Genomic DNA, 15,677 nt, shown 5'->3' with positions numbered 1-15,677 from the left:
AATCTTCACGTTTTAATTCAAATGAATCAGCTTGCATGTCACTGTTATTCACCATCTGTGCGCTTCATTTTGTTGCGCAGTTGAGTCCCGGTCCAGATGTATTATTAATTGCTAAAAGTGCAGCATCAACAACGCGTGCAAATACCTTAAAAATTATTGCGGGGATCTCTGTCGGGATTGTGGTGTGGGTCGTTTTAACCTTATTGGGCTTTACGGTTCTGGTTGAGCAATTTCCATGGATACAACAAGTTTTAATGGCTGTTGGTGGGTTTTTCTTGGCGAAAATGGGTTGGGCGATGTTTAGTGGTGGGCTTAAAAGTTTAAATCAAACAGCCAATTTAGAAGATGGGCAGGCCTTAAGTCAGCAGAATACTGAAAATTATTTCTTATTAGGTTTATTTACGAATTTAGCCAATCCGAAAACACTGATCTATTTTAGTAGTGTGTTCTCACTGGCGTTGAGTTCATCAGCCAGTAGTAACCTAAAAGCACAGCTTGCTGTCATCATTCCGATTCAAACTTTTATTGTGTTTAGTCTGTTTATGATGATTATGTCTTTGCCTAAAATTAAAGCACTCTACCAACGTTCGGGTAGTTATATTGATGTGGTTTCAGGGGCGTTATTTTTAATTTTTGCGATTTGGCTGTGGTTCGACGCAATTAGAATGTTCAATCTTCAATAGCTGCAAACATATTGCTGTCAGCAAAGCGAAAGCCAAGTATTAGAACTTGGCTTTTTTTATGTGCCAATTTTATTGTTCTGGATTGGTTTGATCTTGGTCTTTAGATGGTGCTGTATTTGATGGATCTTGTGCAACATTGGTAGTTTCAGCATGATCACGATAACGGTTCGGTTTGAGGGTGGTTTCGGTATTTTCAGAGCCTTTGTATGATCGGCTACGATTGGCGCGTTCACGTAAACCGCCTTTTTTGATTAACTGCACCATCGTCTATAACCTCATTGCTATTGTCATAGTTTAAAGAATTTTCCTCGTGAAGATAAGTGAGCAGGGCAGCGCAAGGGCATAAAAAGCCTGAAATCATTCAGGCTTTCATCATTTTAATTTCTCGCTTTGAATGACTTTAAAGCAACTGGATAATAGTGCTTGGATTTAGCTTGGCTAAATTTCACACATTGCCAGCCTGTTCATACGGCTGTATTTGGCTGTTGTAAAAAAACTTAATTTTTACCATCTTGCTTGAGTACTTCAAAGATGTTGAGTTGGGTTGTCGCTTCAGTATCGTGCTGTTGCAAATACACTTGGATACTCTTAAATAGAATGGCAACAGCCAAACAACTGAGTATGCAAAATATCCAAAAGCCATATGGGCTACGGATATTATGCGAGCCACATTCGGAACATTCTTTATCGCTTGAAGCCAATACTTTATTGCAACAAGCACAGTGATATTGATAGTGCATTGCTATTCTCCATTTAGTCCAATTTGACCAACATTCTTGTTGTTATTGTCAACCATCAATCCGTGATGATTGTTTTATCTTAATGTGCAAATAAGCTGCTGTACAAGTTTTAAACGGTTTGTTTTGCTCATTATTGTGTAAGTGAAAAGCGTCAGAGAGTTAAATATTTGTTTTATTAATAATTTATAAATGAAACAAGAGATGAATTTTCAGTCATAAAAAAAGCCAGTTCGAAAACTGGCTTTTGCTGTTCTGTTTAAACTGAATTATTGACCCGAACGGATGATGTAATCAAAAGCAGACAATGATGCTTTCGCGCCTTCACCTGTTGCGATGATGATTTGTTTGTACGGTACTGTTGTACAGTCACCTGCGGCAAATACACCTTTCACATTGGTTTCGTTACGTTCGTTAATTACGATCTCACCACGGTTTGAAAGTTCAACTGCTGTTTCTTTTAAGAAATCAGTGTTTGGTAACAAACCGATTTGTACAAAGATACCAGCCAATTCAATCGTTTTGATTTCATCAGTTGCACGGTCTTTGTAGTTCAATGCAGTCACTTGTGAACCATCACCGACCACTTCTGTAGACAATGCATTCATGATTACAGTGGTATTCGGTAAGCTGTTTAACTTGTCTTGAAGGACTTGGTCAGCACGAAGCTTAGTATCAAACTCAACTAGCGTTACATGTTCCACAATACCTGCAAGGTCAATCGCCGCTTCTACACCTGAGTTACCACCACCGATCACTGCAACACGTTTACCTTTAAACAATGGACCGTCACAGTGTGGACAGTATGCAACACCACGTGTACGGTATTCTTGCTCACCTGGAACATTCATTTCTCTCCAGCGTGCACCTGTTGAAAGAATCACTGTTTTAGATTCAAGTTTTGCACCATTCTCTAAAGTCACTTCAACCAAGCCATTGGCTGTTTCATCTGCACCTTTGATGTCAGATACACGTTGCAAGTTCATGATGTCCACACCGTACTCACGTACATGTGCTTCCATTTCAGCAGCAAACTTAGGACCTTGAGTCTTTTGAATCGACGTGAAGTTTTCGATGTCCATGGTATCCATGACCTGACCGCCCATGCGTTCAGCCACGATACCGGTTTTAATGCCTTTACGTGCTGCATAGATTGCAGAAGTATTACCCGCAGGGCCACCACCAATCACAAGGACATCAAATGCTTCTTTGGCATTTAGCTTTTCAGCATCTTTTGCAGCAGAGTTGGTGTCTAATTTAGCAATGATTTCTTCCAAAGTCATACGACCTTGACCGATGTGGTTGCCGTCTTGGAAGACCATCGGTACAGCCATGATTTTGCGTTCTTCCACTTCGTCTTGGAAGAATGCACCATCAATCATGGTTGCAGTTGTACCCGGGTTGTAAATTGCGATCAAGTTAAGTGCTTGAACCACGTCAGGACAGTTATGGCAGCTTAAAGATACAAACACATCAAAGTCAGTTTTAAGACCTAGACCTTTGATAGTGTTCAGTACTTCGTCAGAAACTTTCGGTGCATAACCTGAAGTTTGTAGCAAAGCTAGAATCAAAGATGTGAATTCGTGGCCCATCGGTAGACCTGCGAAGAATACGCGTGGAGTTTCACCTGCTTTTGCAATACCAAAACTTGGCGCACGGCTGTTGTTACCGTCAAAACGTGCAGTCACTAAATCAGATAAGGCAGCAACTTCAGTTACCAATTCTTTAATTTTGTCTGATTTGTCCGTGCCGTTTAAAGTCGCGACGATTTCAATCGGGCCTTCAAGGCGTTCAAGTAAGGTTTTTAATTGAGCAGAAGTATTTTGATCTAACATTGCTAACGTCTCCAGAGGAGTAAATTTATTTGATGAGAGAATGATAGAACAAACCATTAAATAGGTGAAACGGTTTGTTTTTATAAAATTAATCGGTTTTACAAATCAATTGATTAAATTTCTTTCTAAATCATAAGAATATACCGATGTGAATGCAGTCAATATTGGGCCACTATCGAGAAATACAAGTTAAATAGTGGAAAAATGAACGAATTCATCGCGCTTTAAGCAAGACAATGCTAGAGTCAACGCTATTGTATTGAGAACTTTTTAGGGAAATGGCATGCAGGTTAAACAGGGAATTTATCAGCATTATAAAGGTCAGTTGTATCAAGTCTTTCATGTTGCAACACATAGTGAAACGCGTGAAAAAGTTGTGGTCTATCAGTGCTTGTATGACGACTATTCCATGTGGGTCAGACCCTTAGAGATGTTTATGGAAACCGTTGAAATTGATGGTGAAGTAATTCCACGTTTTAAACTGATCCAAGAAACCCACTGAGCAGACATTTAGTACTTTAATCTTTAAATATGAAAGAAATAACAAAAGGACAGAATCATGAGCATGGACGCAAATTTTAAAAACTATATGCAACAACTCTATGCAGACTTTAGTGCTCACGATGCTGCGCAAAATCACCGACTTGCGCGTTACCGAAATATTGAGCCTGAGTCTGCACTGTTTTTGGCTATGCAAATTCGCTTAAAACAAGCCAAACAGATCTTGGAAATTGGAACATCTACAGGCTATTCCACGCTGTGGTTGGCAGATGCTGCCCAGTCTACACAAGGGCGAGTCGAAACCATTGAAATTGATGCAGCGCGTATCGAACAAGCTAAACAGCATGCGGAAAATTTAGCTTTATCCGAATACATCGAATTTCATCATGGCGATGCGCTGCATTTTTTACAGCAGTTAAATCAGCGTTATGATTTCATTTTATTGGATGCAGAACGTGATGCGTATATCGCGTATTGGCCATATTTAGCTGAATTGATACAAGTTCAAAATGGCGTGTTGATCGTGGACAATGTGCTGTCACATGCCGATGAGGTCGCTGAATTTATCCAACGCATTGAAGCGGATGATCGTTTTATCAGTATGACATTAAATGTGGGCGCAGGGCTCTTTATGGTGACTTGGCGCAACTAAAAATCAGGGCATTCAGCCCTGATTTGATCAATTTTTTTTTTAATTAGTAAAAATACTGTTGCTATAGCGCTGAGCTTGTAGCGGTTTAACCCTGTAAGCTTACGCGTGAAAAATGTAGATCATATTCTAGATATTTGTGGACAAATGCCGTTTTATCACTACATCGAAGTAAATTATCATAAATAAAAGGTGAAACTGGATAAAAGAGATCCCCAGAACCATTCGCATAAAATATTTTTAAGTAACGTGAAGAAGAACTGTATTTCCAAGAAGTTACAACAGTTGTTGTCATAAGCCACCCCCCTTATTGCGTTGTTATAGTCATACTGCAGTTAAAGGTTTATCTCATTTGAAATTAAGACAAATTTAGGGCATGGAGTATTGCAGAATTGTTAAAAAATAATGTTTTATCTCACATTTTTTTCATTTCTTTATCAACTAATTTGATAAAAATAATGCCAGTTCAGAGAAATGCCATAAACGTCATTCTCACTTGTTGGTGTCGGGGGAGTTAAAAACTACGGCATTGTTCAGATTTATTGCCTTTGACTTGGTTGTTACTGCCATTAATTGAAAAAGCATTTTCAAGACAAATCAAATTACCTGCGATTTCATTATTATTTAGAACAATATTGCCGTTATTTTTCTTTAATTTCAGGTCGCCTGAAATTTGGTTATTGAGGAGTTGGATGTTTTTCCCTGTCGTAAAATCGACATTGCCACTGATATTGTTATGATTGGCAATGATCTTGGTAAAATTTTTATTCGATTCAATATTGCCTTTGATGTGGTTGTCATGCAGTTCAACACTGGCACCGTTTTCTAAAATAATATTACCATGAACAATTAAACCTTCAAGCTGACAATTTTTTTTGACTTTAATATCTTCACGAATACTTTGGTTTTTAATTTCACCTTCGCAGTTCACGGCAGCAAAAGTTGTAAACGAACATAAAGTTAAACTGATCGAGACGAAATATTTTTTCATGGGCTTACATCTTCCTGAAATAAGCAATTGACCTAAAATTCATGTTAAAAATACTGAAATACCGGCAAATATGTAAGCCTATACAATCAAGTTTGCGGCGCATTTTTATTATATTTGTGTAAGCTCTAACTTGATGAATATCTACAGATATGTGGAATGTGCTTGAGCGTTAAAGTTGTAGGAATAAAGTGTGAACTACGTAGGGTGCAAAGAGGTACTTGCTCGCCAATAATAGGCACAAAAAAACCACGCTAAAAGCGTGGTTTTTGAATCAGTTCAATCTAATACAGATTAGATTTTACCAACTAGGTCGATTGAAGGAGCAAGAGTTGCGTCGCCTTCTTTCCATTTAGCTGGGCAAACTTCGCCTGGGTGAGCGTGTACGTATTGAGCTGCTTTAACTTTACGAAGAAGTTCTTGAGCATCACGACCGATACCACCAGCGTTGATTTCAACGATTTGGATTTTACCTTCTGGATCGATAACGAAAGTACCACGATCAGCAAGACCGTCAGCTTCGATTAATACGTCAAAGTTTTTAGCAAGAGTCCAGTTCGCATCACCAACCATTACGTATTGGATTTTTTTGATTTCTTCTGAAGAATCGTGCCAAGCTTTGTGAGTGAAATGAGTGTCAGTAGAAACTGAGTAGATTTCAACACCTAGTTTTTGGAATTCTGCATAGTTGTCAGCAAGGTCACCAAGTTCAGTTGGGCAAACGAAAGTGAAGTCAGCTGGGTAGAAGAATACAACAGACCATTTACCTTTAAGATCAGCTTCAGTTACTTCGATGAATTGACCATTTTGGAATGCTTGTGCTTTAAACGGTTTAACTTCAGTATTAATTAAGCTCATCATTGTCTCCATGATTGAGGTTTGTTTTTGATTTCCAATAGGGTACAGAAATTTTTCTTATTGCTGAAATAGTATTTTTACATAACTAATATCGGAAAATCCGAATTAGTACACTCCAGAACTATTTCAGCAATAACGATTATTTATCATTATTTCATTCGATATAAGCCATATCAATGCCATATAAAGTTGAAAGTAAAATGACAAAATCATCTTTTTAAAATCTGTAACCAACATGATGCTTGTGGCATAAGATTTCAAGGGTGATCTCTAAAAAAGTTATAAAAAATATTTCAAATTATAGAATTTGTTCATATAAGATGGCATGAACATAAAATGACTCCAGATTTGATCAGGTGCTTAGTCAATTTTTTCGTATCATTGCCATTCTCAGTCTTGCACTTGCATCACTATGTATTCTTAAAGTTGAAGACACAGGTACAAATTTATGTATCTATGAATACTTGCAACCTCAAAAAGCGACCTATTTTAATGAACTATTAGGAACTTCATCAGATGATCCTACGCTATTGAGTACCATGGGAATCGTTGGAATCTTCTTTTTTTTCCCACTGTTGCTATCATTTAGACGTGCTTGGTATGTGGTTATATTATGGCTATATGCGATTTTTCAATTCATCATCATTTTAATGATAGAAACTGCTTCAATTTCAAAAATTATCTATGACAGTATTGTTTATTGTCATAATGGTTGGTTGTTCGCATGGGTGATCGGGCAGAGCATATTTATTATTTTTAGTTTCGTTTATATTTTCTATGGCACTGAAACTAATGGATAAAGCATCCAAATGGATAAGCTTGAGTTGCCTATTCTTGTCAGCATGTTGCTTCATTTTATCTATACTGGATGACTCAAGAATGTGCTTTCAAGATGCTAGCTCGAATCAAATTATTTATTATGCTGAAATGAATGGTTTTTCATCGGATGAACCTATTTTATTTATTTTTATTGCGTTGATTTGCTTTTTATTCTCAATTTTTTTGTGCTTAGCAAAATCTGTTCATCATTTTTTGGTCATCTCTTTCATTTTATTGATGTTTTTAATTGTGCCATTGAGTATGTTTTATACAGTGCCATTTTATCAGCTATTACATGACAGTATAGAAGCATGTGGCAATTATTGGTTATTGGCCGCAATTTTAGTTTTTTATCATTTTATTCTGTTCGGCTTTACCTATTGGTTTCAGGCACGCAAAAAATAGATTCATCTTTCACTATTTTTACATACAGCGTAAAATATTCGGTTCTATTTTAATTATTAGGATAATGCATCTGTGCCAAGTCAGTTAAATGTCGATCAATTGGTCATGGTTCGTGATCGCCATCGCTTAAGTCGGCTGAAAAAAGGCAAAGAAGCCAATCCTGAAAAATTTCAAGATTTGTTTAAAAAGTCGAATGCGAAAGTGCGCGAACGGATTGCCCGCATTCCCAATATTAAATTAAATCAAGACTTACCTGTTACGCAGTATGCGGACAAACTAATTGAAGCGATTCAAAAGCATCAAGTGATTATTGTGGCAGGTGAAACGGGTTCGGGTAAAACCACACAGTTGCCTCAAATTGCCATGCTTGCAGGTCGTGGTTTAACAGGTTTGATTGGCCATACTCAACCCCGTCGACTAGCAGCGCGTAGTGTTTCGCAACGTATTGCAGAAGAAGTGGGCGAAAAGCTGGGGGAGTCGATCTCCTTTAAAGTTCGTTTCAATGAACAAGGTTCACAAGATTCCATCGTTCGGTTAATGACCGATGGTATTTTATTGGCTGAACTGGCTAATGACCGATTCTTAAATAAATATGACACGATTATTATCGATGAAGCGCATGAGCGTTCGCTAAATATTGACTTCATCATGGGCTATCTCAAACAGCTCTTGCCACGTCGTAAAGATCTCAAAGTTATTATTACCTCAGCGACATTAGACGTAAATCGCTTCTCGAATTACTTTAATGGGGCACCTATTTTTGAGGTCGAAGGTCGAAGCTTCCCTGTAGAACTCCGTTATCGTCCGATTTCAGAGCTGAGCATTGTCGGTAGTGATGATGATGAGTTTGACGATTTTGAAGAAAATTTACCTCGTGCCGTGGTTTCAGCTGTAGAAGAATGTTTTCAAGATGCGCAGGAAAAAGGTCATCCTGAACATGCCGACATTTTGATTTTTGCCAGCACTGAACAAGAAATTCGTGAGTTACAGGAAACACTGCAAAAGTTTGGGCCACGACATACCGAAGTTTTACCCTTATATGCTCGATTGGCTTTGGCAGAACAGCAAAAGATCTTTAATCCATCAGGCGGTGGGCGACGTATTATTATTGCCACCAACGTGGCAGAAACGGCTTTAACTGTACCGAATATTCGCTATGTAATTGATAGTGGCTTTGCACGTATATCCCGTTATAACTATCGCTCACGTGTACAGCGTCTACCAATTGAGGCTGTATCACAGGCGGCAGCAAATCAGCGTAAAGGTCGTTGTGGTCGTATTGCACCGGGTGTGTGTATTCGACTGTATTCAGAAGAAGACTTTTTGAGTCGTCCTGAATTTACCGAACCGGAGATTAAACGAACCAACTTGGCCTCGGTTATTTTGCAAATGCAAAGTTTGGGCTTTGGTGAATTAGAAGACTTCGATTTTATTGAGCCGCCAGATCATCGTTTGGTGAATGATGGTCGTAAGCTGTTAATTGAATTAGGTGCTTTAAAAGAAAAATCGGCGTATGCACCGCAAGTTGCTTCGGAAAACCAAGCAAAACAAGGCACAAAACATGCGAATAATAAAAATGGTGCTTTAACCAAAATTGGTCAGCAAATGGCGAAAATGCCGATCGACCCACGTCTTGCACGGATGATTTTGGGTGGAGCGCATTTTGGCGTATTAAATGAAGTCTTGATTATTGTCGCTGCTTTAGCGGTACAAGATCCACGTGAACGTCCTGCGGATAAACAAATGCAGGCCGATCAGAAACATGCTTTGTTCCGTGAAGCTGACTCGGATTTCTTGTTCTATATTAAATTATGGGAAGCTCTAGTCGCAAATCGTGACATGAGTGAAAATAAGCGTCGAACCTTTGCACGCAACCATTTCCTCAGTTGGTTACGCCTCCGTGAGTGGAAAAAAACCCATGAGCAATTGGTGGATTTGGCTCAGGGCTTAAAACTGTCCTTTAATGAAAAGAAGGCCAATTATGAAAATCTGCACCGTGCGTTATTAACGGGTTTACTTTCATTTATTGCCAACAAAACCGATGAACGTAATGTGTTCATGGCAGTGCGTCAGCAAAAGGCACGTATTTTCCCTGCATCAACTTTGCATAAAACCAATACACCTTGGGTCATGGCTTTTGAGATGGTGGAAACCTCTCAGGTATATCTTCGTACATTGGCGAAAATTGAACCTGAATGGATTTTATTGGCTGCAGGCGATTTATTGAAGCATCATTATTTTGAGCCGCATTGGTCGAAAAAAGCTGGTGTGGTGAATGCTTATGATCAAATTTCTTTGTTTGGTTTGATTATTGAGCCACGTCGTCAGATAAATTATGAAAAAGTGGATCATCCGGCTGCGCATGAAATTTTCCTACGCGATGCGTTGACGACGGGACATTTGGGTATTACGCCGCCGTTCTTAAAACACAATTTATTAAAACTCGAAGAAGTTGAGCGTGTTGAAGATAAACTGCGTCGTCGTGATTTGGTCGTGGATGAGGAAACCATTTACCAATTTTATGCTGCAAAAGTGCCTGAAGAGGTGGCAAGTCGTCGTAGTTTTGAAGACTGGCGTGCAACTGTAGAACCTAAAAATCCACGGTATTTATTTATCGATGATGATGCGCTTTGGATGAATGACCGTCCAACGACCCAGCAATTTCCAGACTACCTACGAAATGGTGAACTGCGTTTGGCTACAAGTTATCGTTTTGACCCAAGTCATGATGAAGATGGTGCAACGGTCAAAATTCCAGTTCAAGCTTTGCCGCAAGTGGATGAAAATATTTGGTCATGGGGCATACCCGGTTGGCGACAAGACCTGATTGAAGCCTTGCTTAAAGCACTGCCTAAGGATAAACGCCGTCACTTGGTGCCAATACCAGATACGGCTCGTAAATTAATGGATCGTGTCGATGCCGTGCATTTGCGCGAGCATATTTTTAGTTTCTTGGCGTTCCAACTGCGTGGTGAGCAAATCACAGATAAGGACTTTTCTTGGGAACGTGTTGAGCAATATCTGCTGCCTTTAATCAAAGTCATTGATGAAAAAGGCCGTGTGATTGAGCAAGGTCGTGATCTAGATGAACTCAAAGCACGCTGTCGTACGGAAACTCATAGCCCAGTCAAACAGTTAAAAGGTGAGTTTAAAACCTTCCCTGATAATTTTGTGTTCGAAGCATCACAAAAAGTCACGGGTGTGGTGGTGAAACAATATCAAGCGCTTGTTCCAGTCAAAAGCTTTGCGGAGTTGGATGCCAAAGACGAATCGGGTGTGGTGATTCAGACTTTCAATGACCAATTTGAAGCAGTCAAACAACATCGCGAAGGGATCATTCGTTTGATTCATATGCAGTTGGGTGACTTAGTTCGTCAGTTGAAAAAACAGATTTCTAAACCCTTGGCATTGGCTTATTCACCGCTAGGTGACAAAGCCAAACTAGAGCAAATGTTAGTTTATGCCACACTTCAGCTTGCAATAAATGAGCTACCTGTCAATGTGCAGGAGTACCAAAACCTGATTTTAAATGTAAAGAAATCTTTCTTAACCCATGGGCAACAAGCATTAGCCGTTTTAACTGAAACCTATATTCAATGGCAGGATATACGTCGGAAATTGTTGGTTTTAGATGATTCTGTGTTTGGAAAGAACATTGATGACATTGAAGATCAACTCGATTTGATGCAACTTTCAGATTTTGTTTATGGCAAAACTTCCGATGTGTGGCTCGAATTTCCAAGATATTTGAAGGCATTAGTCTTGCGTTTAGACCGCTTGCCAAATAACCTACAAAGGGACAATTCTGCCATTGATCAAGTTGACCCATGGATGGAAAAATTATTTAAGTTTAAAAATGACACTCGCCTTAAAGAATTGTATTTCATGGTTGAGGAGTTACGCATCTCTATTTTCTCTCAACCAATGAAGACCAAGATGCCAATTTCTCCATCCCGCTTGCAAAAAGTATGGGATAAGCTCGGAATCAGTTAAGATATAGGTATTTTCTAAAAGGAGTTTTACATGGGCATCCGCATTACGGGTACAGGTCTTTATCATCCAGAAGACGTAATTACTAACGAAGAGTTAGTTGAAGCTTTAAATGCTTATGTGGAACAGTACAACAGTGATAATGCTGAAAAAATTGAAGCCGGTGAGCTAGAAGCGCGCCGTGGTTCAAGTGCAGAATTTATCGAAAAAGCATCTGGCGTAAAAGCACGTTATGTTGCTGAAAAAAGCGGTATTTTAGATCCAAAACGTTTACGTCCAGTATTGCATGAACGTTCAAATGATGAATTGTCTATTCAAGCGGAATGGGGCGTAGCTGCTGCTAAACAAGCGATGGAAAATGCAGGCGTGACTGCAGAAGACATCGATGTAGTGATTTTGTCTTGTTCAAATATTCAACGTGCATATCCAGCTGTTTCAATTGAAATTCAAACTGCGTTGGGTATTCAGGGTTATGCCTATGACATGAACGTTGCATGTTCAGCTGCAACTTTTGGTATCAAGCAAGCCTATGACGCGATCAAATCAGGCGCTCGTCGCGTGTTATTGGTAAACGTTGAGATCACATCTGGTCACACAGATTTCCGTATGCGTGACTGTCACTTCATCTTTGGTGACGTTGCAACGGCTTCGATCATTGAAGAAACTGAAACCAAAGCTGGTTTTGAAGTGTTGGATATTGACCTGTTTACTCAGTTCTCAAACAACATTCGTAACAACTTCGGTTACTTAAATATGAGTGAAGTCGATGCTGACATCGACAACAACCGTTTCCGTCAAGACGGTCGTAAAGTATTTAAAGAAGTGTGTCCATTAGTGGCGAAAATGATCACTAAGCAATTGGATGACAATAAAATTGCGGCAACAGATGTAAAACGCTTCTGGTTACATCAAGCAAATGCCAGCATGAATGAATTGATTCTGAAACTGGTTGTGGGTAAAGAACATGCTCAGCCAGACCTTGTGCCAATCATTCTTGATGAATTTGCCAATACTTCATCAGCAGGTGTCATTATTGCATTGCACCGTACTGCGAATGAAGTAAACCATGGCGAATATGGTGTACTTTGCTCATTTGGTGCAGGCTACTCAGTAGGTTCTGTACTTGTTCAAAAACATGATGCTGCCTAAGGTCAGCACATATGCAGGTTGAACATGATGCAAAATGGATAAAGCGTTTAAGCGCTTTATCCCGCATGTATTTCACGCCGACCTTTTTTGGCGCTGAATATATTGATGCATCAAAACCTGCAATGTATGTAGGGAATCATACAATTTACGGTGTACTCGATTCACCGGTGATTATTGATTATCTCTACAATGAACATAAAGTGGCTGTGGTCAGTATTGCTGATCATAGCCATTTTTATTTGCCCGGTTGGCGTGGCATGGTCAAAAAGTTCGGTGCAGTCCAAGGCATTCAGGACTATGTCAGAATAGTGATGCAACAAGGTTATTCCATTTTAGTTTTTCCCGGTGGTGGTCGAGAGGTTTTGAAGCGAAAAGGGGAAGCCTATCAACTGATCTGGAAGCAACGTTATGGCTTTTTAAAACTGGCGCAAGAATTTAATTATGACATTGTGCCTTTTGCCGCTTTAGGTGGAGATGAAGTCTTTGAACTGGGCTTTGATGCCAGTGTGATCGTTGAACATCGTTGGTTTAAACAACTATTAAAAATACAAAAAATCGATAAATTATTACGTCATGGTGATGTGATTCCGTCTTTACCCAAACGGATTATCCCCAAGCGCATTCCATTCTATTTTCAATTTTTACCCCGTCAAAGTTTGAGTCATATTCAGAGTGTGGAAGATTTAAAGCTCTATCGAGAGGCACTACAACAAGATATTTACACTGCGATAGAACAGCTTAAGAAAATCCGTTCAGAACAACATTCTACAGATCAATAATAGTGACTACTCTTCAACTTCATCCATTTTTATTCGTCACAGCTCAAAATCATGGTGAATTTTGTCACAACAATAGCTTTTAGATTTTTTTATTGAACGCCTTTCTATTGACCTTTTGTACAGCTATTTGGCTGATTAATGGCAGTAGTCGGAGAATTAAACTTTGACTATAGTGAAGGTTGAAAAATAATCAACGATCGTTAGGGCGGAAGATGGAAAAGAAAAGCTTGACCCCGCAGCTTGAGCATATTGCTCGGCAACTTATTCGAATATCTCCAAGTTTAAAGCAGTTGTATCAAGAGCAAATGGAACTTGCTACAGCACTCAATTCACAAAATATCTTTAAAATTGAACAAGAGCAGCACCGCATTCAACTGTGTAATGGGCTGTGGACCTTACAACTACAAAGCCGTGAATCGATTGGCTATCAGTTTCCTAGAAGTCCATTTAGACCCATCAAAATTGTTGAATTGCATTCGACAGAGCCATGTATTGAAGTAGTAGAAGATTTCTTATTTCATGAATTGTATTTTTTTACTGGCGACCTAAAGCCGCAACATTCACTCTTGCTCAGAGAAAAAGCACAGCAATTTAGACAATTGATCTTACAGTCCGTTTTTCAACATCTAAATGGGCCAGCGCGTGTTCAGCAGTTTTTAGCACAGATGACAGGAGTTGAAGCGCAAATTTTTGATCAGCTGATGCAAGAGCAGCAGATTTATCAGACGCCGCTATTACAAACGTATATCGAATGCCAAATCTGTCTACCACATTGGTTGATGCAAAAGATTGAGCAGATGTTTGCGCTTCATTCACTTACAGAAGCTGAAATATTGCCGATACAGCTCTTGATGGATAGTTTGGACGAGATTTGTTTTGCTACAGCACAATTTTTAGATCCAACGATTTACCGGATCATGAGTTTGAGTTATGAAGATCGGTTCAATTTACAAGAATTAAATGAACATATAGAAGATATTATTTTGTTGCTCGACCATGCATATGAGCGTCCCAATTTGTTGGGTTTTATTCGTTTGATGCATCGGGATGTTTGGGCAGAGCAGGACATATTAAGCCATAGCAATTTTGTGCAAGCCACAGCAATTTGGCAAAAAAAATGTGGAAAACTCCCTTTACTCGATAACAACCGTGCAGTGCGATGGATGTTCAAGCAGTCAGCCGAAGTATTGGATTGGCTGAGTCGTAATTTTCAACACAGTAATGTACGAGTGGTTGTGACGGCATTAAGTTTTGTCGATACGCAGCATATTCATCCCGCATTGATTCTTGCGACCTTACAACATTTTCAATTTGTTGCAGCGCGCTTATTTATTCAAAATTGCCATACGATTGCGCATGAACATGATTGGTTTAATCATGAAAAAAATCTACAGTTTGTTTTACACCAAAAATATCAGCAGCATGATGATCATCGTGTAGTGATCAGCCCATCGATTTTGTATTTAGATGAGTGGTTGATCTTAATGCGACAGGTTTTGGGGGCAGAGGATCAGGCTATAAAAAAAGTCTATCTACCCTTGAGCCGTATTATGCAGGCCTATCTGCAGCATTTAGTACGTTGTACGCAGCATTTACCGCAGGCTTTGATGGATTATATCCGTCCAGAAACCCAAGAAAATCGCCAATTTTTAAGTGTTTTACGACAACATAAAATTCAACTGCAGGATTTTCGAAATTTATTTTATTCAAAGCATGCTAATTTAAGAGTATCTGTATTTGATGCATATGTGCGTGACTATGTTAGTGCGACTTATTCTACAGGTCATATAGTCCCTAAAAATATTACCTGGAATGGGGTCTTTCATCAGGCGGTGCATTGGCATGCCAAGCAACAAAAGCAGGAAGTGTTAACTCAATTAAAGCGTCAATTTGCGACAACGGTTTGGCAGCCATTTACAACAGAAGACAAAATCTATTTTCAAGAGTGGGTCTTTGAAGAATTAAAAACCATCGATCGAATTATTGATGAATCTATTCAATTTAAACATTGTTTGGCATCAAGTTATAGCGCCAGTATCATTGCAAGAGTATATGTAGCTTTTCATATGTACCATACCATTTTGCATGTATCGATGACTTTGGGCTGTCATGTGCAAAACCACATTTTGGTTTTTGATCAACTCGAGTATTCAAATAATACCCAAGCAGAAATAGAAAAAGTAAATATCGCCAAAGAATTTTTAAATAGGTTCAATAGCTTAAAGTAAGATTGGCAAAATACGGATTTAGTAAACTATGTTGTGCGCTTAACTTTTGAGTCAAA

General features: G+C 39.0%; 14 protein-coding genes. 8 read left to right on the top strand and 6 right to left on the bottom strand.

What is annotated here, in order from left to right; genetic code table 11:
- The first annotated feature begins 35 nt into the window (after positions 1-35).
- Positions 36-683 (top strand): LysE family transporter, encoded by a 648-nt coding sequence (locus tag MST18_RS09985; protein WP_180003124.1) that lies wholly within the window; start codon positions 36-38, stop codon positions 681-683.
- A 69-nt stretch (positions 684-752) separates the two neighbouring features.
- Here the strand turns inward: MST18_RS09985 and MST18_RS09980 are convergent, their stop codons facing one another.
- The 3 genes from MST18_RS09980 to ahpF all read right to left on the bottom strand — a co-directional run bounded on the left by MST18_RS09980 (position 753) and on the right by ahpF (position 3,255).
- Entirely contained in the window at positions 753-947 is a 195-nt protein-coding gene (locus MST18_RS09980; RefSeq protein ID WP_180106699.1) for a hypothetical protein, read from the bottom strand.
- 233 nt (positions 948-1,180) lie between these two features.
- Positions 1,181-1,423 (bottom strand): hypothetical protein, encoded by a 243-nt coding sequence (locus tag MST18_RS09975; protein WP_180094142.1) that lies wholly within the window; start codon positions 1,421-1,423, stop codon positions 1,181-1,183.
- Between the two features lie 266 nt (positions 1,424-1,689).
- Positions 1,690-3,255 (bottom strand): alkyl hydroperoxide reductase subunit F, encoded by a 1,566-nt coding sequence (gene ahpF, locus MST18_RS09970; RefSeq protein WP_180035992.1) that lies wholly within the window; start codon positions 3,253-3,255, stop codon positions 1,690-1,692.
- Between the two features lie 283 nt (positions 3,256-3,538).
- Here ahpF and MST18_RS09965 point away from each other — a divergent pair, with 283 nt between their 5' ends.
- Together MST18_RS09965 and MST18_RS09960 are read left to right on the top strand one after the other, a co-directional pair.
- The gene (locus MST18_RS09965; protein WP_078189028.1) at positions 3,539-3,757 is read left to right on the top strand and encodes a DUF1653 domain-containing protein; all 219 of its coding nucleotides are present in this window, start codon (positions 3,539-3,541) and stop codon (positions 3,755-3,757) included.
- Positions 3,758-3,814: 57 nt separating this feature from the next.
- On the top strand, positions 3,815-4,408 hold the full coding sequence (locus tag MST18_RS09960) for an O-methyltransferase (RefSeq protein ID WP_180132975.1): 594 nt from the start codon (positions 3,815-3,817) through the stop codon (positions 4,406-4,408).
- Between the two features lie 85 nt (positions 4,409-4,493).
- Here MST18_RS09960 and MST18_RS09955 read toward each other — a convergent pair whose 3' ends face one another.
- From MST18_RS09955 to ahpC, 3 genes are all read right to left on the bottom strand, one after another.
- On the bottom strand, positions 4,494-4,700 hold the full coding sequence (locus MST18_RS09955; protein ID WP_078189026.1) for a KTSC domain-containing protein: 207 nt from the start codon (positions 4,698-4,700) through the stop codon (positions 4,494-4,496).
- Between the two features lie 219 nt (positions 4,701-4,919).
- The gene (locus MST18_RS09950; RefSeq protein ID WP_111885085.1) at positions 4,920-5,396 is read right to left on the bottom strand and encodes a hypothetical protein; all 477 of its coding nucleotides are present in this window, start codon (positions 5,394-5,396) and stop codon (positions 4,920-4,922) included.
- Between the two features lie 291 nt (positions 5,397-5,687).
- The gene (gene ahpC, locus MST18_RS09945) at positions 5,688-6,251 is read right to left on the bottom strand and encodes an alkyl hydroperoxide reductase subunit C (protein WP_078193727.1); all 564 of its coding nucleotides are present in this window, start codon (positions 6,249-6,251) and stop codon (positions 5,688-5,690) included.
- Between the two features lie 356 nt (positions 6,252-6,607).
- On the opposite strand from ahpC, the gene MST18_RS09940 reads away from it, so the two are divergent.
- The 5 genes from MST18_RS09940 (at position 6,608) to MST18_RS09920 (ending at position 15,621) form a co-directional block, all read left to right on the top strand.
- Entirely contained in the window at positions 6,608-7,051 is a 444-nt protein-coding gene (locus MST18_RS09940) for a hypothetical protein (protein ID WP_180132976.1), read from the top strand.
- A gap of 529 nt (positions 7,052-7,580) precedes the next feature.
- Positions 7,581-11,468 carry an ATP-dependent RNA helicase HrpA gene (gene hrpA, locus MST18_RS09935; protein ID WP_218952702.1) on the top strand — a complete coding sequence of 1,296 codons (3,888 nt, stop codon included), beginning with the start codon at positions 7,581-7,583 and terminating at the stop codon, positions 11,466-11,468.
- 30 nt (positions 11,469-11,498) lie between these two features.
- On the top strand, positions 11,499-12,614 hold the full coding sequence (locus tag MST18_RS09930) for a beta-ketoacyl-ACP synthase III (protein ID WP_111885081.1): 1,116 nt from the start codon (positions 11,499-11,501) through the stop codon (positions 12,612-12,614).
- An 11-nt stretch (positions 12,615-12,625) separates the two neighbouring features.
- Positions 12,626-13,393 carry a 1-acyl-sn-glycerol-3-phosphate acyltransferase gene (locus MST18_RS09925; protein WP_180132978.1) on the top strand — a complete coding sequence of 256 codons (768 nt, stop codon included), beginning with the start codon at positions 12,626-12,628 and terminating at the stop codon, positions 13,391-13,393.
- A 212-nt stretch (positions 13,394-13,605) separates the two neighbouring features.
- On the top strand, positions 13,606-15,621 hold the full coding sequence (locus MST18_RS09920) for a hypothetical protein (protein ID WP_180132979.1): 2,016 nt from the start codon (positions 13,606-13,608) through the stop codon (positions 15,619-15,621).
- Positions 15,622-15,677: the final 56 nt, after the last annotated feature.

This window comes from Acinetobacter sp. YH12068_T, assembly GCF_024606005.1.
GTDB classification, from domain to species: Bacteria; Pseudomonadota; Gammaproteobacteria; order Pseudomonadales; family Moraxellaceae; genus Acinetobacter; species Acinetobacter amyesii.
The sequence above is the reverse complement of the archived record's forward strand: the minus strand, read 5'-3'. Positions and strand labels throughout refer to the sequence as shown.